Raw genomic sequence first — 16,835 nt, 5'->3', positions numbered from 1 at the left:
GGGTTTACGGCTGGTCCGCACCAGGATCCGATATGACCGCCGATCTCGAGGAGAAGACGGACCGCTACGGGAAACTGCTCGCGGAGGCCCTCGAGGAGGCGACGGTCGCGCCGCCGGCGGGGACGCCGATGGCCGAGGCCGCCGCGGAGTGTTACGAGATGGCCGAGTCCTACCTCGCGGACGGCCGGCACTTCCGCGAGAACGACGATCCGGTCAACGCCCTGGCGTCGTTTTCCTACGGCCACGCGTGGCTCGACGCGGGCGCACGCGTAGGATTGTTCGACGTACCCACCGAGGGGCACCTGTTCACGGTCGAGTGACGGTCGGTTAGTACGACTGCACGTCCAGGTCGGGAATCTGCTCGAAGTGGCCGTCCCGGGTGACGACCTGAGCCCCGTTGTGGCGACAGATTCCGGCGATAAGCGTCTCGTCGAGGTTGACCCGCTCGCCGGCCTCGAGCAGTTCGGCCTCGATGACCGCCGCCTCTCGAATCATCGGTTCGGTTAGCGGAAGCGGGTCGGCCCAGTCGAGTCCCGATGCGACACGTTGGACGCCCGCACTCCCGTCGGCACACGGCTCACCGCGGTACGCTTCGAACAGCGCCACCGACGGAACGAAAACCGGTTTTCTCTCGTGTTCCTCGATCGCGGCCCTCCCCGTGGACGATCGATCCGGCGTTCGGAGCCAGTGAACCCGACTGTCGGGTCCGAAAATCAGGGAATCCGAACGGTATGCTCGAGCGTACCGACGCCCTCGACTTCGATCTCGACCTCGTCGCCGTCCTCGAGGGGGCCGACGCCCTCGGGCGTGCCGGTGGCGATGACGTCGCCCGGCTCGAGCGTGAGGTAGGTCGTGATCTCGGCGATCAGTTCGGGGACGGGGAAGATGAGCTGTCCGCGGTGGCCGTCCTGTTTGAGTTCACCGTTGACGCGGGAGCGCACCGCAGCGTCGTCGGGTACCTCGTCGGGCGTCGCGAGGACCGGACCGAGCGGTGCTGCGCCGTCGAAGGCCTTCCCGCGGATCCAGTTTTTCTCTTGGCGCTGGTCGTCACGGTTCGAAACGTCGTTCACGCAGGTGAATCCCTCGACGACGTCCATCGCCTCGTCCTCGGGGACGTGGCGACACTGCTCGCCGACGACGACGCCGAGTTCGGCCTCGTAGTCGATGCGCTCCTTGCCCGCGGGTGCCGTGATCGTATCGCCGTGGCTCGCGACTGCGTTCGGTGGTTTCAGAAAGAGCAGCGGCCGATCGGGCACGTCCGACCCCATCTCGTCGGCGTGATCGGCGTAGTTGCGCCCGATACAGACGATCTTCGACGGCTCGCAGGGGGCGAGTACGTCGATCGCGTCGTCCTCGAGCGCGTAGCTCTCCGTTCCGAAGTGGACCTGCCCGTTCTCGTACTCACCGCGTCGTACCGCGCCCGCCGGATCGCGGAACCGGACGTATTTCATGGGCGTGCGGTCGGGTCGCGGGGTGAAAAACGTTGAGATGGCAGACGGCCCGTCCGCGAATCGGTGAGAATGATTGCGTTTACACGTCGCGCCGCGTACCGGTCGTCTCGCGTCGGCGTGTCCTCGACTGCAACGTCCCACCGCGTCGGACGGTACCGGTCCGGCCGTTGCCGTGGGGAGTCGGCGATCGACGTGCGGTTCCAACTCGCGGTTAGCCCGTGAAACGGAACGCAAGAGCCGGTTGTGCGCGGAACGGTTCTCGCGCTTTATTACCGTGTTACCACGACCCATGACGGGGCGAGTCGTTCGGGGTCGGCGGGCGGACCGGCGGCCGAATCGACGCCGAGTGAGACCGGGGCCCGTCGGTCCCGTCGGGGCGGCCGACGCCACTGCGGTGCGAGCGTTACCGCTGCCCTCGCGCGCCGACCGTTTGATCCCGCCCCGTTCATCCTATGAATCCAACGAACCACACAGCCGATACGCGATTCGGTGGCCACTCGCGACGGACGGTCCTGCAGGCGTTGGCTGCCTCGGGATCCGTCGCCGCGTTCGGCGGCCTGACCGGGGCCGTCGGCGCGCAGGACGAGGCGGACGCGGCGGACGACGTCCCCGTCGCGGGTGAGTTCCCCGCGGGAGAGACCGTCGGGCTGCGGAGAGTCGCGGCGGACCTGCCGGCTCCGACGGACTTCGACTACGTCGAGATAGACGGCGAGGTTCGTCACTTCGTCGTCACGCAGACGGGACAGGTGTTCGCGACCAACGTCCACGAACGGACAGCGGGTGAGTCGACGGAGAATGCGGACGACGCGTCCCCGGACGAACCGGACGAGGCCGGGGTAGACGATGACGCGACCCGAGGCGGTGAAGCAGACGTCGACGATCAGGACGACGCGGCCGCGGACGGGTCGGACCAGGACGCACCCGCGGACGACGGGGCCGGTGAGTTCGTCTTCAACGGCGTCATCCCCGGCTGGTTCGGCATGGAGCCGGCCGAGATCGACGGCACCGAGAACCCGACCCTCGAGTTGACCGCGGGCGAGACCTACCGGTTCACCTGGGAGAACGGCGACGGCCAGCCGCACAACGTCGTCATCCTCGACGCCAACGACGACATTCTCGAGCGGACGGCGATCGTTCGCGAACTCGGGGAAACTCAGACCCTGGAGTTCGAGGCGACCCCGGAGATGGACCGGTACGTCTGCGAGGTCCACCCGGGAACGATGACCGGGCGCATTCGGGTCGAGGAGGCGGAATCGGAGGCTGACGCGGCCGACGAGCCGGCGGAAGATGGGGACGACGAACCAGCGGACGCGCCGGCCGACGGCGGGGCGCTGACGCCCGACGACATGGAGCTGTTCCTCGACATCGGGGATCGGCTCGTCAGCCTCGGCATCGGCGAACTCGGCGGCTACGACGAGCGGGGCCTGCTCGGCTTCGCGCTCCACCCCCAGTTCGCCGACAACGGTCGGTTCTACGTCCGCTACAGCGCGCCGGAGCGGGAGGGGCTCGGCTACGATCACACCGACGTGCTCGCGGAGTTCCAGACCGACGAGAGCCTCGAGCGCGCCGATCCGGACACCGAGCGGACGATCATGGAGGTCCCCCAGCCCCAGGACAACCACAACGGTGGACCGCTCGCGTTCGGTCCGGACGGCTACCTCTACGCGTCGTACGGCGACGGCGGCAACGTCCACGATATCGGAATCGGTCACGTCGACGACTGGTACGACGAGAACCAGGGCGGCAACGGCCAGGATACGACCGAGAACCTGCTGGGCGGTGTCCACCGGATCGACGTCGACGTCGAGGAGGACCGCGAGTTCGGCACGTACGGCGTCCCGGACGACAACCCGCTGGTCGGCTCCGACCGGGATCGCGACGAGTACTGGGCCTGGGGCTTTCGCAACCCGTGGGGGATGTCGATCGACGACGACGGGCGGGTGTTCGTCTCCGACGCCGGCCAGCACCGCTACGAGTCTCTCTACGCGGTCGAGGCGGGCGGCAACTACAGCTGGAACGTCAAGGAGGGATCGTTCTGCTTCAGTCCCGCTTCACCGCTGGAGGAGATCGAAAACTGTCCCGACCAGGTCCCCGAGGACGCCGACGTCAGTGACCTGCGTGCCGGGGAGTCGCTGCGGGACCCGATCGCCGAGTACCAGCACACGCGGATCTCAGAGGCGTTCATCGACAGTTCGGTCGTCGTCGGCGGCCACCGGTACGCCGGCCGGGCGATCCCGGAACTCGAGGACGCCTTCGTATTCGGCAACTGGAGCAGCCAGGGGGTCGCCGAGGCCGACGGCGAAGTCCTCGTGGCGGTCGAGCCCGACGGCGACGAAGCGACCGATGCCGGAGACGGCGACCTCGTCGAGACCCGGCGCTGGGACCTGACCGAACTCCGGTTCGAGGGGGCGGCGGGCGAGTCGCTGAACCGGTACGTCTACTCGATCGAGCGCGACGAGGAGGGGGAACTGTACGTCCTCGCGAACACGGACTTCCGACCGGAGCCCGAGACGGGCGAGATCTACAAGATCGTCCCCGCGGAGGAGGGAGAATCCGTCCCCGAACCTGAGGACACGTTCGTCGTCGGCGAGGGAGATCCCGAGGAGGAAGCGCCGGACGACGACGAGGAGGGGGAGGCGTTCCCCAGCGGAGACGACTCCGACGGGGACGACGAAACCGCCGACAGCGACGACACCGAACCCGTCGACGGCGATGCCGATGTCCCGTCCGACGACGGAACCGAGTCCGACGCGGACGTGACGAACGAAACCGACGGCCCCGACGGCTGAGCCGGACTCGGTCGGCGACGAGCCGTCGGATTTTCGAGTCGGGTCTCGATTGCGGACCCTCCGGACTCGAGAACACATTCGCGTCGTCAGGCTCCGGGGCGCTGCGACCTGCGGGGACGCGGTCACTAGCTGCTGCGGACACCGAAACTGATCTCGATCGTCGATACGTCGGTGTCGTCAGCTCGGTCGGGTACTGTCGACGTTCCGCAGGGATCCAACTGCGTCACCTCATCTCACCCTCGGTTCGGAACGGAACGTTTTTTACTAGCCCTCGGCAACGGTTGAGTGCGTACGTTTCACGGGCGACGGCGCGTCCGTCGAGGCCCGGAACGCGAACGCAGTACGAGCTCCGTTGGTGTAGTCCGGCCAATCATTTCGGCCTTTCGAGCCGATGACCTGGGTTCAAATCCCAGACGGAGCACTCTTCTGAACGAACGTCGTGAGTGAAGAAGGAAGCGCACGCTCTGGGATTTGAAGTAGAGAAACGCGAGCGACAGCGAGCGTTTCGCGTGGTTCAAATCCCAGACGGAGCACGCTTCTGTGACACGTCGAACGTCCGTCGCAGTTGCCACCACGAGTCTGCCGGAAGTCACTCGTCGGCAGATGGCTCGAGTCGAACGCCCCGCGCGGCGGTCGCCTTGAACGAGGCGGTGATCGATTGGCCCGACTCGAGCGCGAGTCGGTCGACGCTGGCGTTGGTGACGAGCGCCTGAATCATCCCTTCGGGCGCGAATCGGATCGTCACCCTGGTGATCGCGTCGCCGGATTCGATCCCCTCGACGGTCCCCGTGAACTGGTTCCGGAGGCTCGTGCCGTCCGCTCGAGGCGTCTCCTCGGGGTCGGTCAGGACGACGGCGTCGGAGCGGACGCTGATCTGGACCTCGGTCGCGTCGTCGGGGACCAGCGCGAGGATCGATCCGATCTCGGTCTCGACGGTCGCGAGCTCCCCGGTTCGATCCCGAACGGTACCTGGGAAGACCGACTCTGTGATCCCTGCGACGCCTCCGAGGGCTGCGTCGTGGCGATCGAACTGCCGGCGCAACTCGCGTGCGGTCTCCGTTAGCTCGGTCCCCCCACCGCCGCTGCCGCCGCGCTGACGCTCGGTGATCGGGCCGACGGCGTCCTCGATTTCGACCACGCGGTTCTGAAGTCGCGCGTAGGAGCGGCCGAGGGCCTCCGCTGCCTTGTGCATCGAGCCGTGTCGGTCGATCGCGTCCAGCATCTCGACGTCGCGACGGTCGATCGTGACGCCGTCGACGGCGAGTTTCGTGGTGTACTCCCGTTCGATCGTCATCGGTGGATACCTCGAGCGTGTGACGGCGGCCGATCCATCGGTGGTGCCATCAGTATATCAGTTCGCCCTCGATAAACTTCCGGGTGCGTTCGTCCGCGGGGTTCTCGAAGATCGTTTCGGCGTCGTCCACCTCGATGATGCCGTCGCCGAGAAAGACCGCGACGCGATCCGCGATCCGCTCGGCCTGGTGCATGTCGTGGGTCGCGAGTGCCACACCGATGCCGCGGTTTTTCGCCGCGAGAACGGCGTCTTCGATGACGGCCGTGTTTCGCGGATCGAGTTCCGAGGTCGGTTCGTCCAGCAACAGCACCTCCGGATCGTATGCTAGCGCGCGTGCGATCGCGACTCGCTGGGCCTCGCCGCCCGACAGCGAGGCGGCCTGCTGGTCGGCCTGCTCCCGCATCCCGACGGTCTCGAGTGCCTCGAGCGCGTCGCCGGTTCCGTTCGGCGTGGTGAACAGCCGGGCGAGGGCCTGTCGAATCCGATCCGGCCAGGATCGGCGAACCCGAAGCCCGTACGCCGCGTTGCGACGGACGCTCGCGTCGAAGAGGCTCGCCTCCTGGAACACCATGCCGATTCGCCGGCGGTACGCGAGTCGCCGTCGATCCGAACAGTGCCAGACGTCCTCGGCATCGTAGGTGATCGCACCCGCTTCGGGAGGTTCGAAGAGAGCCAGCAATCGCAACAGCGTGGATTTCCCGACGCCCGAGGGGCCGATGATCGCGACGACTTCCCCCGACCTGATCGATAGCGAGACGTCTTCGAACACCGTCTCGTCCCCGTAGCCGTGGCGAACGTCGATCGCCTCTACGGTCATCCGTACCGACCACCACCGTTTCCGAGTCGGACGACGATGGCGTTGACGATCAGGACGAGTCCCACGAGGATCGCACCGAGCGCCAGCGCCGTCTCGAAGCGGCCCTGTCGCGCCTCGAGTTGGATCGCGGTCGTGAGGGTGCGCGTGATGGACGTGCCGTCGGAGGCGGCGATGTTGCCGCCGACGATGAGGACGGAGCCCACCTCGCTGATCGCACGGCCAAACCCCGCCAGGACTGCGGTCGCGATTCCGGCCCGTGCCTCCTTGATCGTGACCAGGGCGACGTCTGCTCGGGTTCCACCCATCGCGTACGCCGCGTCCCGGACGGTTTCGTCGACGCTGCTGACCGCCGCGAGACTGACGCCGGTGACGACCGGCAGCGCCAGCACGAACTGCGAGAGGATCATCGCCTCGGTCGTAAAGACGAGGTCCCACGATCCGAGCGGCCCCTGATTCGACACCGCGAACAGGACGAGGAGGCCGACGACGACGCTCGGAAACCCCATTCCCGTATTGATGACTGCGGTGAGAAGCGTCTTCCCGGGAAACTCCTTGAACCCCAGGAGAAGCGCGATCGGCAGGCCGACCACCGTACTCAGCCCGACTGCAGTCAGGCTCACGTAGAGGGAGACCCGGACGATGCTCCGGATGTAGTGCCACTCGAAGGGAAACTCGGTCAGCAGCGGCGGCAGGAGACCGGGCTCGAGTGTCATGCTATGGGTCGTCGTTCACTCGCCGTTCGCGGGGTCCCATCCTTCGGGAACGTACTGTTGAAAGTTCGGCTCCGCCGACAGCGCTTCCGGGAAGAACAACTGTTCGCCGTCCGAGGAGACGTCCTCGACGATCGCCTGTCCCTCGGTGCTCGTGACGAACCCGATGTAGGCCATCGCGAGGTCGTAGTTCACGTGCTCGTGGACGGCCGGGTTGACGGCGACGATGCCGTACGGGTTCATCAGTTCGTCCGGGCCATCCTCGATCGGTCCCTCGAGGTGGATCTCGAGATCGATTTCGTCTCGCATGTCGAGGAAGGTTCCCCGATCGGCCAGCGTGTACGCCGCCTGCATGCTCGCCTGGGTCAGGATCTCGCCCATCCCGCCCCCGCCGTCGACGTACCACGTGCCGAACGTCTCGACGGTCAGTCCCGCCGCGTCCCACAGCGCGAGTTCCTTCGTGTGCGTCCCCGAGCTGTCGCCCCGGGAGACGAACGTCGCCTCCGTCTCGGCGATCGACGTCATGGCAGCCTCCACGCTCTCGTCGTCGGCGACGCCGGCCGGGTCGTCCGGCGGGCCGACGACGACGAAGTCGTTGAACATGAGATCGCGTCGATTGATGCCGTAGCCCGCTTCCATGAACTCGTCCTCGAGCGAGCGCGCGTGGACCATCACGACGTCGGCGTCGCCGTTGCGTGCGGTCCGGAGTGCCGCTCCCGTTCCCTGGTCGATCGTATGCACGGACACCCCGTATCGGTCCTCGAACGGGGCGTTGAGTTCGTCCAGCAGCCCGGTATCGTACGTACTCGTCGTCGTCGCGAGCGTCAGCGTCTCCCCGCGGATTCCGGCCTCGGTGTCGTCCCCGTCACCGTCGCCCGTCAATGACGCACAGCCGGCGACCCCAACGGCACCACCGCTCGCGATAGCCGCGACGAACTCACGGCGTTGTATCGACATAGATACTACGAACGCTGCCCGGACCGAAATAGCTTCGGATCGGCCGAACCGACCGCTGCGGGCCGATTCCGTGACGGATCGTGTGATCCGACGCAGCGGATCGGTTTCGACACGTGGGAACGCTCGCCCAGAACGGGGCACTCGAGCGGAGAACAGTTCGACTAGCTATCCGAACGGATCAGTCGGGCGTCGACTCGTGGATGTCAGTCCTCTTTGAGGTAGCTAACGTCCCGCTCGAGTTCGTATCCTTGCGGGACGCCCACCTTCTCGAGGCACTCGTCACAGAGCGGTTTCGCGTAGCTCCGGTTGTGGGATTTGCCGAGGATGTTCGCGTCGTCGAGAGAGACGATATCGTCACAGCGGCTACACTCGATCTTATCGCCGTCTACGATATTCATGACGCAAGATTGGTTCCGAGGGTGGGATAAGTGTCCCGGCCGAACCCCTCCAGCTCGTCCGGTCAGGCGAGTGATCAATCGTCGACTGAAATACCCTGCTCCGACGACCGTGACTGCGGACGACAGTCGCCGCGACGTCCGGCTTGCCGCTGGGTTTCGATCACTAGGGGCCGTCGAGTCGTGGCCCAACGTGATGGAACCACCGAAGTCGCTCACTCGACGCCCGACCCCTGATCGAGCAGCTCTGTGGCGGTTCGACGTCGCCCTGATCCGTCCACGCCCCCGAAGAAGACTTTTGTATTACTGAGTCGTAGTACGGAACAGTATGACTCGACGGTCTCCGCGAAAATCCCCGACGATCTGAAATCGGACCTCGAAGACGAGGATATCAACGTCAGTGAAGTAATCCGAGATGCCCTCGAGGAGGAACTACGGGAACGCAGACGCGACCGCCTTCGGACTGACGCCGCCTCACTCGGAGATGCACTCGGCGACGACATCGAACGGGACGCGATCGTGTCGGCTGTCCGGGAGACGCGAGAGGAACGATAACGAGTGGCCTATCTGTTCGACGCGAGTTCGGTCGTGACGATCGTTCTCGGGCGGGGGAACGCGGACGATACGATCGACGCCCTGTTCGACGAACACGTGCTCGACCTGACTCGGTACGAAGCGGGCAACGCGATCCGGAAACTCGGGCTGGTCCGGAACGAGCTATCCGATTCGGCGATGGCTGACGCGATCGATATTCTCGATCGACTCGAGCGGGAACTGATTATCGAGCGCCCGACTGGGGTGGAGACGATGGACGTAGCACGAGAGACCGGGCTGACGGTCTACGACGCAGCCTATCTCGCGGTCGCTCGGCGGGACGCCCTCACGCTGGTGACCGAGGACAGCGCGCTACGTGAAGCAGCAGGGCAACGCGGTGTATCGACGGCCTGGGTGGACACGCTCGAGCAGGATCGATCCGGATAGTCCAGACTGCGAACGGAAGGGATGCACGTCAATCGGCGTACAGACTCATGATTACGGCGGTGAAGCCGAGCGTCGTCACGAAGTAGTTGACCGTCAGCAGCGTCCGCGGGTTCTGGAAGTCGTTGACGAACGCGCTGATCGTGGTCGCGGTGGCGGCGGCGACGATCAGCGTGAAGCCGATCGAGAGGTAGACCATCGACTGTCGTCTCGTTTCCGCGTACGCCTGCACGGCCATGCCCGCCATCACGAGTCCGGACGCGATCACGGTCCCGCTGAAGACGATGTACAGGGCCTCGAGGAGTTGCATTCAGTCGTCACCACCGACGCTGCGGCTGAGGTCGTCCCAGACGCTGGCCAGGGACTGGTCGGCCACCTCGCGATCCTTCGATTCGATCTCGATCTCCTGGCCCTCGAAGCGGATGACGATCTCGGAGACGTTGCGCTGGTAGAGCGTCTTGCTCTGGCCGGTCTCACCGAACGAGGGGTCGTCCTCGTCGTCCTCGAGCAGTCCGAGGTCGGTCAGCGTTTCGACCCGTCGGTAGCTGGTCGTGACGGGAACGTCGAGTTCGTCGCTCAACTCCTGGGCCGACTTGGGCTCGTCCGCCGAGCGGAGAATGTCGGGGCTGTACTTCTGCCCCAGCGTGTTCAGGAGCTCGGTCGGGTCCATGCGCCTGCCTTTCGACCGGACCCACATAACCGTACTTGCCGATTCGGACCGCGGGAGCGGCCGTTTTCACCGTTGGGAATCGGCTCCTCGAGGCTCGAGGACGCGGGTTCGGCTGGGCTCGGCGATGGCCGGGACTCGGGTGGGCGTGCGGGAAACGAGCGTTGGAGACGGGGTTCGCGACGCGGTCAGGGACGGCGGTCGTGTCGGTCAATCAACGGTTGAGGGTCCGACAGGGGGCGGTAGCGGACTGGCCGTAATACTTAGTACAGATGGTCTGTCCGCCGAGAGCGACCGTTCCCACACATGAAAATACTGGCTCAGCTTTAATACCCATCCGTTTAGAGTGTATGCCGACGCCCGAGCGATTCGGGTGTTCCCCCCTACGAAACATGTTCGAAACAGATGCAGACCGAGAGCGCGGTCAGGTGGGGATCGGCACGCTCATCGTGTTCATCGCGATGGTGCTGGTCGCTGCTATTGCCGCGGGCGTATTGATCAACACCGCTGGCTTCCTGCAGACGCAGGCTGAAGCCACGGGTGAGGAGAGTACAGAACAGGTGAGCGATCGATTGCAAGTGCTGAGCGTCTCCGGTGACGTCGGCGGTGGGGACCCAGTGAGTTTCGATGATTCAGAAACCGAGGTGACCACCCTGACGTCAGGTGACGACGGTACTAACCTCGCGAGTGACGAGGTCGTGACGATCAGAGCTGCCGTCAGTGACGCTGATGGTGAGGTCGTCGCCGTCGAAGAAGATATCACGGTCCAAGCCGATGGTACGTTCGCTACGACCCCCGAATTCGAACTTCCGAATAACGCGGGAGACATCGAAATTACGCTGGACGGTGAGAACGTTATCGCCGTTACCGAAACGATTGCCGAAGCTGATGTCGGAACAGACGTCACCGTCTTCACTGCTGGTGACATTGCTGATGGTCCCGCGGCGGGTGCCAACGCAGATACCCACGCCGCCACGGTAACGGAAGTCGACGGCAAAACGACGCTGGAAGCGGAAGACGCCGAGGACCTCGAGGTCGTTGTAATGTCTGAAAACGAAGTCGAACTCGACTTCGACCAGATTGCCAGCGGTGACGCTCAGTTCAACGTCCCGTCGGACGTGGATATAGACGAAGGTACTTACAACGTCGAAATCAGAAACGTGGAGGGCATCACCGTCGCTGACACTGCTCTCACGGTTGATAGTACTGGTGCCATCAGTCAGGTCGCGACCGGCTTCGGTAACGTTCTCCCGGCTGAAAACATCGTGACCGACCTCGAGTTCCTGACCGCGACCGCACCCGGTTCGGACTCGATCGACCTCGAGCAGACGACCGTGCAGTTCATCGGCTCTGACGGTGCGCCCGTCGAGCACATCACGAACATCGAGATGGTGCAGGGCTCGAGCGATACCGTCCTCGAGGACAGCACCGACCGTGCCGAGGTCACCTTCAACCTGGAATCCGACGTGACCGGTTACACGGAACTCGACGAAGGTGAACGACTGACGGTGGTCTTCACCACCGACTCCGGCGCGACGACGGAAACGGAGCTTCGCGTTCCGACGACGATCACTGACGACGACGAATCGGTGAGGCTGTAACAATGTTCGGGAAGGAAACTAACGACGACGACCGCGGTCAGGTAGGGATCGGTACACTCATCGTGTTCATCGCGATGGTGCTGGTCGCCGCGATCGCCGCGGGCGTCCTGATCAACACGGCGGGATTCCTGCAATCCCAGGCGGAAGCGACCGGTGAAGATTCGACCGATCTGGTCTCCGAGCGGATCGATGCGACCGGTGCTGTCGGTATCGTTAGCGATGCGACCAACGGCCAGCTCGGATCGGTCGAAGTCAGCGTGACCGCTGCACCCGGTGCTGACGACATCGCACTCGTGGATACGATCGTGCAAGTCGTCGGACCCGGCGGACAGGATACGCTCACGTTCACCGACGACGACGTGACCAACACCGTCCCGGACAACGGGGACGAGTTCGCGGTCGTCGATCCGAACGACCCCACTACCGTCGTCGACGGGCAGAACGCGGTTCTGTCGGCGGACAACGGGGAGTACATCCTCGTGTTCAACCCCAACGCGGGCCCATTCGGATCGTACGGCGAGAGTGACACGGCGACGATCGACGTCGTCTCGCCGGCGTCGGCGACGACGCAGGTCGAACTCCGCGCACCCGACCTGTTCAGCGAAGACGGCGAAGCGGTCCGACTGTAACTGACCGCCGCGATCGAACGGTCGTTTTTCTTTTGGGTTATCACGTCGCATAGCGACGGCGATAGCTGTCGGTATCACGGCCTGAGTCGAGTGTTAGCACGAAGACCACGTCTTCGAATAGTACGGTAGCCAACAGTACTAAGACGGTTCGAACGAATCATCCAACCGAACTGATCGTATAACTGGCACGGCAGCTCGAGATCAGCTCTCGCCGCTGTGCCGGTTCCCGAGTGGGCGATCGTCAGGTGGTATCCATGACAGACACGTTCACCCCCTACGACTCTAACGACCGTGGCCAGGTTGGTATCGGCGTCCTCATCATCTTCATCGCGATGGTGCTGGTCGCTGCAATCGCAGCCGGTGTGGTTATCGATACAGGGGGCATGTTGCAGGCGCAGGCTGAAGCGACCGGTGAGGAGAGTACGGAACTCGTCTCGGAGCGACTCACTGCGAACACTGCCGTCGGAATCGTCGGGGACGAAGCCAACGGCGACCTCACGGAGATCCGGGTGGGAGTCTCCGCCGCGCCGGGCGCGAGCGAGATCAACCTCGTCGACACCGTGGTCCAGGTCACCGGACCCGGCGGCCAGGAGAATCTCGTGTACGCGTCCGATCCCGCTTCTCCCGATGGAGACGAGTTCGTCGCGATGGACCTCGACATGAATCCCGTCGGTCGTGACGATGCCGTACTCAACAACGAAAACCGCGAGTACATCCTGGTTTTCGACGCCGAATCGGAACCGTTCGCTAACGAGGATGGTCCGATGGGAGAGAGTCAGGACGCGACCCTCGACATCGTCTCGCCATCGTCCGCAGTGACCTCCGTCGAACTGTCGGCCCCGGACCTGTTCCAGAAAGACGGCCAAGGGGTTCGCCTGTAACGGCGGCCGAAGCGACGGCTCGTCGCTGCGATTGCGTCTCGCTCGAGCAGCCGCGCCTGTCGCGTCACTGGACACCGCCGACCGGTTCCGACCCTGGTGGCCAGCACGCTTTTGACCGGTTGCTGCATCAGGAAGAACCAATGGGGTTCAGTACGAGCGGCGCTGTCCTGGTCATCCTGATCGGGATTCTCGCCGCGCTCGGGGTCCTCGTTCCGACGCTGTTTACCGTTGGTGCGGAGACCGGTGAGGCGTTCGCTGCCCAACACGATCAGTTACGGGAACAGCAGAACGTCGCTCTCGAGGTCGAACGGTTCGCACTCAAGGACAACACCGATCCCGACGACCCCGTCGCCGTGGTCAACGTGACGAACACCGGCACCGAGTCGCTCTCGATCCACGATACGGACGTGCTGGTCAACGGCGAGTACTATCGGACGGACGGCTACGAGGACGACACCCGGATCGTCGACGGCAACGACGTGCGTACGGAGACGAATATCTGGGCCCCCGACACGCACCTCGAGGTCGAGATCGTGGCCAACGACCTCGAGAACTTCGATCCCAACGCGGACCCCGACACGGAAGAAGAGGGAGAACACGACGACCGCGTGCAGGTGACGACCGAGTACGGAATCGCCGACTCGGCCGAGCTCGAGGACGTCCAGCCCTGACGGAGGATACTAACGAATGTCAAGCGTTTCAGCGACCCATCTGATCATGTTCATCGGCAGTCTCGTGATCGCGTCGGCAGTCGCGGGTACGGTCATCGTCGAGATCGGCTCGGTGAGCGACACGATTGAGGTGAGAGGGACGTCGATCGCGGACGAAATCGAGACCGACGTCGCGATCATCAGCGACGAATCACAGTCGGAGACGTTCGTATCGGACGGCGGTGACGAAGTCACGATCCTCGCCAAGAACATCGGACACGGCGATATTCCGCGGACCGAGATCGACGTCCTCGTCGACGGGTCCTATACGAACACGTACGAATACGAGCGGGTAGACGTCGATAAAACCGACGACTGGGGTCCCGGTGGGGTCGTCGAACTGACGATCACGCCCGAGTCGACGGTGAGCGGAGACACCACGGTGACGGTCATCGCGGACGGGAACGAGGACACGATCGCGTTCTACTACGACGGGAGCTGACCTGATCGAACAATGGTACTGTTATTATTCGGCGAACTCGGCGGCGAACCGGACGATGACGACGAGGAGGCGGGCGAGGCGGACGATCTCCTCGCCGGCGGCGACGACAGCCTCACCGGGGGCGACGAGCTCTTCGACGACGACGATGGGGGCGAAGCGGACGATTCGGAACTCAACTACCGGCTCGACGAGGTCGAGAAGGAGATCGACTCCCTCCAGGGGAAGGTCGAGACGGTCCGCGGCGAGAACGAGAAGATCAGCAACGAGATCGAGACGGTCGAACAGAACGTCGACAAACTGGTCGACCTCTACGAGATCGTCACCCACGGCGTCAACCCCTTCGCGGCCGAACAGGAGATCGGCGACGCCTTCGAGAGCGCGACCGGCCAGGGTGGACTCGTCGGTAACGATCCCGACGACCAGGTCGACGAAGAGATCGCCAACGCCGACGCCGACGACCTCCTCGAGGACGATCTGCCGATCGACGACGAGGAGGCGGCCGAGGAGTTCGACGACCTCGATGACGAGATGGCAACAGCTGACGAGGATCCACTGGAAGACGAGTTCGAAACGGACGATATGGAGGACGAAATGGACGAATTCGAGGACGAGGAAGTGGAGTTCGAAGACGAACCGCTCGAGGACGAGCAACTGGACGACCTCGAGGACGACGAGCCACCGGAGGACGAGGAGGACGACGAGGATCTGACCCAGTTCCTGCCGGACGAAGAGGACGACTCGTTCGCACCGGACGAAGACGACGGCGAGGAGGAGTCCGCCGACGAAACCGGGGACGCTCTCGACGAGTCGGTCGAGACCGAAGCGGACCCACTCGAATCGACCGAGACGTCCAGCGACGTGGAATCGATCGAGGACCAGGTCAACGGCGAGATCGGCGAGCCGCCGTATCTGGTGCGCCATCCCTCGCGACACGGGGCGGAGATCGCGACCCTCGACTGGATGCAGTATCTCGTCGAGACGGCGGGAGTGGACGGCGCGGCACGAACGGTCGCCTACTACGAGTCGATCGGCTGGATCTCCGACCCGGTGGCGACGTACCTTCGATCCCTACTGCGCGGGTTCGGCGACGAGGGAGCGGTCCCCGAGGAGGATCCCGAACCGCGCTCGGCGCTCGAGGTGAGCGAACACAAACGGAGTTTGCAGTACATCTCGGCGATCGCGACGCCCGAGAAGGGACGGGACGTGGCCCTCGAGTCGGCGATCGATTCCGTCGACGCCGCTTGATCGACCGACGGCGGGCCAGAAGTTTTGTATGCTGTCCATCGAGACGTAGTGCTCGAGAACCGGCACGCGGTCGGCGACCGATATCTCGTCGACTGATCCGACGAACGACCGGTGTACTATGGGGATAACGGATAAATCCGCGGCCGCTGGAGAATTCGGGAAGTCCATCATTCGGGCGTACGACGAGATGGAACTCCCGACCAGGATCTACGCCCTGGTGATCCTGATCCCGGCGTTTTTGATCTTCCTGCTCACGATCGTCGGCGCGGTCGTGCTGGACGTCTTCTTCCTCGTCCAGCTGTTGCTCCCGGTGCTTGGCCTGTTGGTCTTCCTGGCCGCCGTCGCCTATCCGCGCCTCGCGCTCGACCAGCGCCGGATCGAGATGGAGAATCGCTCCCATCTGTTCATCATCCACATGACGATCCTGTCGACGACGAACATCGACCGGATGGAAGTGTTGCGCCGGCTCGCCGCCGAGGAGGAGTACGGCGAACTCGCGACGGAGATGCAACGGGTCGTCGACCTGGTCGACGTCTGGCACCTGAGCCTCGGCGACGCCTGTCGCCGGCGCGCGAAGGCCGTCCCGAGCGAGTCCGTCGAGGACCTCTTAGAGCGGATGGCCTACACGCTCGAGGCCGGTCAGGAACTCGACGAGTTCCTCTTTCAGGAACAGGACGTCCTGATCGACGAGTACTCGACGGTGTATCGCCAGTCGCTCAGCAACCTGGACGTGCTGAAGGACCTCTACCTGTCGATCATTATCTCGATGACCTTCGCGCTGGTGTTCGCGGTCGTGCTCCCGTTGCTGACGGGGAACGATCCGACGCTCACCACGAGCATCGTCATCGTGTTGTTCGTGTTCGTCCAGATCGGGTTCTTCTTCCTGATCCGGGCGATCGTTCCGGACGATCCGATCTGGTACCTCGAAGACGGCTACCGGACGACGACGCAGAAACGACTGCTCGCTTCGACGGCCGTTGGACTCACGCTGTGTGCGCTGATCGTCATCGTCCTCACGCTGGGCTTCCTGGGGCTGCTCCCCGGAGCGTCGTCGATCAACTTCGATGCGATCCCGCTGTTGATGTATCTGCCAATCGCGACGTTGCCGCTGTTGATTCCCGGGCTCGTCTTCTGGCACGAGGAACGACGCGTGGTGGATCGCGACGAGGCGTTCCCGAACTTCGTTCGGGCGCTCGGGACCAGCGAGAGCGCGAAACAGTCCACCACGTCCGAGGTGCTGGCGACGCTGCGCTCGAAGAACTTCGGTCC

Annotated in this window: 19 protein-coding genes and 1 tRNA gene; 11 read left to right on the top strand and 9 right to left on the bottom strand. The window is 64.2% G+C overall.

Translation table 11 applies throughout. The features are described from left to right. Positions 1–32: 32 nt before the first annotated feature. Positions 33–320 (top strand): DUF357 domain-containing protein, encoded by a 288-nt coding sequence (locus TX79_RS04155; protein WP_049925884.1) that lies wholly within the window; start codon positions 33–35, stop codon positions 318–320. 7 nt (positions 321–327) lie between these two features. On the opposite strand, the gene TX79_RS04150 is transcribed toward TX79_RS04155, so the two are convergent. Together TX79_RS04150 and TX79_RS04145 are read right to left on the bottom strand one after the other, a co-directional pair. Continuing rightward, entirely contained in the window at positions 328–606 is a 279-nt protein-coding gene (locus tag TX79_RS04150; RefSeq protein ID WP_230198540.1) for a type II toxin-antitoxin system VapC family toxin, read from the bottom strand. 107 nt (positions 607–713) lie between these two features. Next, complete coding sequence (locus tag TX79_RS04145; protein WP_049925882.1) at positions 714–1,451, bottom strand: fumarylacetoacetate hydrolase family protein; 738 nt, start codon at positions 1,449–1,451, stop codon at positions 714–716. 452 nt (positions 1,452–1,903) lie between these two features. Here TX79_RS04145 and TX79_RS04140 point away from each other — a divergent pair, with 452 nt between their 5' ends. Both TX79_RS04140 and TX79_RS04135 read left to right on the top strand, forming a co-directional pair. Beyond that, positions 1,904–4,240, top strand: coding sequence for a PQQ-dependent sugar dehydrogenase (locus tag TX79_RS04140; protein WP_081655483.1), 2,337 nt, complete (start codon positions 1,904–1,906; stop codon positions 4,238–4,240). 346 nt (positions 4,241–4,586) lie between these two features. Continuing rightward, a tRNA-Glu gene (locus tag TX79_RS04135) sits at positions 4,587–4,661 on the top strand. Between the two features lie 168 nt (positions 4,662–4,829). On the opposite strand, the gene TX79_RS04130 is transcribed toward TX79_RS04135, so the two are convergent. The 5 genes from TX79_RS04130 to TX79_RS04110 form a co-directional block, all read right to left on the bottom strand. Continuing rightward, positions 4,830–5,534 carry a TOBE domain-containing protein gene (locus TX79_RS04130; protein WP_049925881.1) on the bottom strand — a complete coding sequence of 235 codons (705 nt, stop codon included), beginning with the start codon at positions 5,532–5,534 and terminating at the stop codon, positions 4,830–4,832. 49 nt (positions 5,535–5,583) lie between these two features. After that, complete coding sequence (locus TX79_RS04125) at positions 5,584–6,351, bottom strand: amino acid ABC transporter ATP-binding protein (RefSeq protein ID WP_049925880.1); 768 nt, start codon at positions 6,349–6,351, stop codon at positions 5,584–5,586. Then, the gene (locus TX79_RS04120; protein WP_049925879.1) at positions 6,348–7,064 is read right to left on the bottom strand and encodes an ABC transporter permease; all 717 of its coding nucleotides are present in this window, start codon (positions 7,062–7,064) and stop codon (positions 6,348–6,350) included. Before TX79_RS04120 ends, TX79_RS04125 begins: the two co-directional genes overlap by 4 nt. 15 nt (positions 7,065–7,079) lie before the next feature. Then, the gene (locus tag TX79_RS04115) at positions 7,080–8,018 is read right to left on the bottom strand and encodes a substrate-binding domain-containing protein (protein WP_049925878.1); all 939 of its coding nucleotides are present in this window, start codon (positions 8,016–8,018) and stop codon (positions 7,080–7,082) included. A gap of 203 nt (positions 8,019–8,221) precedes the next feature. Then, positions 8,222–8,416, bottom strand: a complete 195-nt coding sequence (locus tag TX79_RS04110) for a hypothetical protein (RefSeq protein ID WP_049925877.1) — start codon at positions 8,414–8,416, stop codon at positions 8,222–8,224. 555 nt (positions 8,417–8,971) lie between these two features. On the opposite strand from TX79_RS04110, the gene TX79_RS04100 reads away from it, so the two are divergent. Further along, a complete protein-coding gene (locus tag TX79_RS04100) occupies positions 8,972–9,394 on the top strand; it encodes a type II toxin-antitoxin system VapC family toxin (protein WP_081655482.1) in 423 nt (140 codons plus the stop codon). A 28-nt stretch (positions 9,395–9,422) separates the two neighbouring features. Here the strand turns inward: TX79_RS04100 and TX79_RS04095 are convergent, their stop codons facing one another. Beyond that, the gene (locus TX79_RS04095) at positions 9,423–9,701 is read right to left on the bottom strand and encodes a DUF7521 family protein (RefSeq protein WP_049925876.1); all 279 of its coding nucleotides are present in this window, start codon (positions 9,699–9,701) and stop codon (positions 9,423–9,425) included. Next, positions 9,702–10,061, bottom strand: coding sequence for a winged helix-turn-helix domain-containing protein (locus tag TX79_RS04090; RefSeq protein WP_049925875.1), 360 nt, complete (start codon positions 10,059–10,061; stop codon positions 9,702–9,704). A 389-nt stretch (positions 10,062–10,450) separates the two neighbouring features. Here TX79_RS04090 and TX79_RS04085 point away from each other — a divergent pair, with 389 nt between their 5' ends. The 7 genes from TX79_RS04085 to TX79_RS04055 all read left to right on the top strand — a co-directional run. Continuing rightward, the gene (locus TX79_RS04085; RefSeq protein ID WP_081655481.1) at positions 10,451–11,659 is read left to right on the top strand and encodes an archaellin/type IV pilin N-terminal domain-containing protein; all 1,209 of its coding nucleotides are present in this window, start codon (positions 10,451–10,453) and stop codon (positions 11,657–11,659) included. A gap of 2 nt (positions 11,660–11,661) precedes the next feature. Beyond that, complete coding sequence (locus TX79_RS04080; RefSeq protein WP_049925873.1) at positions 11,662–12,288, top strand: archaellin/type IV pilin N-terminal domain-containing protein; 627 nt, start codon at positions 11,662–11,664, stop codon at positions 12,286–12,288. A gap of 254 nt (positions 12,289–12,542) precedes the next feature. Then, complete coding sequence (locus tag TX79_RS04075) at positions 12,543–13,169, top strand: archaellin/type IV pilin N-terminal domain-containing protein (protein ID WP_049925872.1); 627 nt, start codon at positions 12,543–12,545, stop codon at positions 13,167–13,169. A 140-nt stretch (positions 13,170–13,309) separates the two neighbouring features. Then, a complete protein-coding gene (locus tag TX79_RS04070) occupies positions 13,310–13,840 on the top strand; it encodes a hypothetical protein (RefSeq protein WP_049925871.1) in 531 nt (176 codons plus the stop codon). A 16-nt stretch (positions 13,841–13,856) separates the two neighbouring features. Further along, positions 13,857–14,321, top strand: a complete 465-nt coding sequence (locus tag TX79_RS04065) for a flagellin (protein WP_049925870.1) — start codon at positions 13,857–13,859, stop codon at positions 14,319–14,321. Between the two features lie 12 nt (positions 14,322–14,333). Beyond that, positions 14,334–15,566, top strand: a complete 1,233-nt coding sequence (locus TX79_RS04060) for a FlaD/FlaE family flagellar protein (RefSeq protein WP_049925869.1) — start codon at positions 14,334–14,336, stop codon at positions 15,564–15,566. 118 nt (positions 15,567–15,684) lie between these two features. Then, a partial coding sequence (locus TX79_RS04055; RefSeq protein WP_049928264.1) for a type II secretion system F family protein occupies positions 15,685–16,835 on the top strand: 1,151 nt, incomplete at its 3' end.

Origin of the sequence: Halopiger goleimassiliensis (assembly GCF_000455345.1) — an archaeon.
Lineage (GTDB): Archaea > Halobacteriota > Halobacteria > Halobacteriales > Natrialbaceae > Halopiger_A > Halopiger_A goleimassiliensis.
Note: the sequence above shows the minus strand (reverse complement) of the source record. Positions and strands in the feature narration are given on the sequence as shown.

What these genes read in the sequence shown, in the direction of transcription:
- TX79_RS04155 (WP_049925884.1), top strand. Translation starts at nt 33, where the DNA reads ATGACCGCCGATCTCGAGGAGAAGACGGACCGCTACGGGAAACTGCTC.
- TX79_RS04145 (WP_049925882.1), bottom strand. Translation starts at nt 1,451, where the DNA reads ATGAAATACGTCCGGTTCCGCGATCCGGCGGGCGCGGTACGACGCGGT.
- TX79_RS04140 (WP_081655483.1), top strand. Translation starts at nt 1,904, where the DNA reads ATGAATCCAACGAACCACACAGCCGATACGCGATTCGGTGGCCACTCG.
- TX79_RS04130 (WP_049925881.1), bottom strand. Translation starts at nt 5,534, where the DNA reads ATGACGATCGAACGGGAGTACACCACGAAACTCGCCGTCGACGGCGTC.
- TX79_RS04125 (WP_049925880.1), bottom strand. Translation starts at nt 6,351, where the DNA reads ATGACCGTAGAGGCGATCGACGTTCGCCACGGCTACGGGGACGAGACG.
- TX79_RS04120 (WP_049925879.1), bottom strand. Translation starts at nt 7,064, where the DNA reads ATGACACTCGAGCCCGGTCTCCTGCCGCCGCTGCTGACCGAGTTTCCC.
- TX79_RS04115 (WP_049925878.1), bottom strand. Translation starts at nt 8,018, where the DNA reads ATGTCGATACAACGCCGTGAGTTCGTCGCGGCTATCGCGAGCGGTGGT.
- TX79_RS04110 (WP_049925877.1), bottom strand. Translation starts at nt 8,416, where the DNA reads ATGAATATCGTAGACGGCGATAAGATCGAGTGTAGCCGCTGTGACGAT.
- TX79_RS04095 (WP_049925876.1), bottom strand. Translation starts at nt 9,701, where the DNA reads ATGCAACTCCTCGAGGCCCTGTACATCGTCTTCAGCGGGACCGTGATC.
- TX79_RS04090 (WP_049925875.1), bottom strand. Translation starts at nt 10,061, where the DNA reads ATGGACCCGACCGAGCTCCTGAACACGCTGGGGCAGAAGTACAGCCCC.
- TX79_RS04085 (WP_081655481.1), top strand. Translation starts at nt 10,451, where the DNA reads ATGTTCGAAACAGATGCAGACCGAGAGCGCGGTCAGGTGGGGATCGGC.
- TX79_RS04080 (WP_049925873.1), top strand. Translation starts at nt 11,662, where the DNA reads ATGTTCGGGAAGGAAACTAACGACGACGACCGCGGTCAGGTAGGGATC.
- TX79_RS04075 (WP_049925872.1), top strand. Translation starts at nt 12,543, where the DNA reads ATGACAGACACGTTCACCCCCTACGACTCTAACGACCGTGGCCAGGTT.
- TX79_RS04070 (WP_049925871.1), top strand. Translation starts at nt 13,310, where the DNA reads ATGGGGTTCAGTACGAGCGGCGCTGTCCTGGTCATCCTGATCGGGATT.
- TX79_RS04065 (WP_049925870.1), top strand. Translation starts at nt 13,857, where the DNA reads ATGTCAAGCGTTTCAGCGACCCATCTGATCATGTTCATCGGCAGTCTC.
- TX79_RS04060 (WP_049925869.1), top strand. Translation starts at nt 14,334, where the DNA reads ATGGTACTGTTATTATTCGGCGAACTCGGCGGCGAACCGGACGATGAC.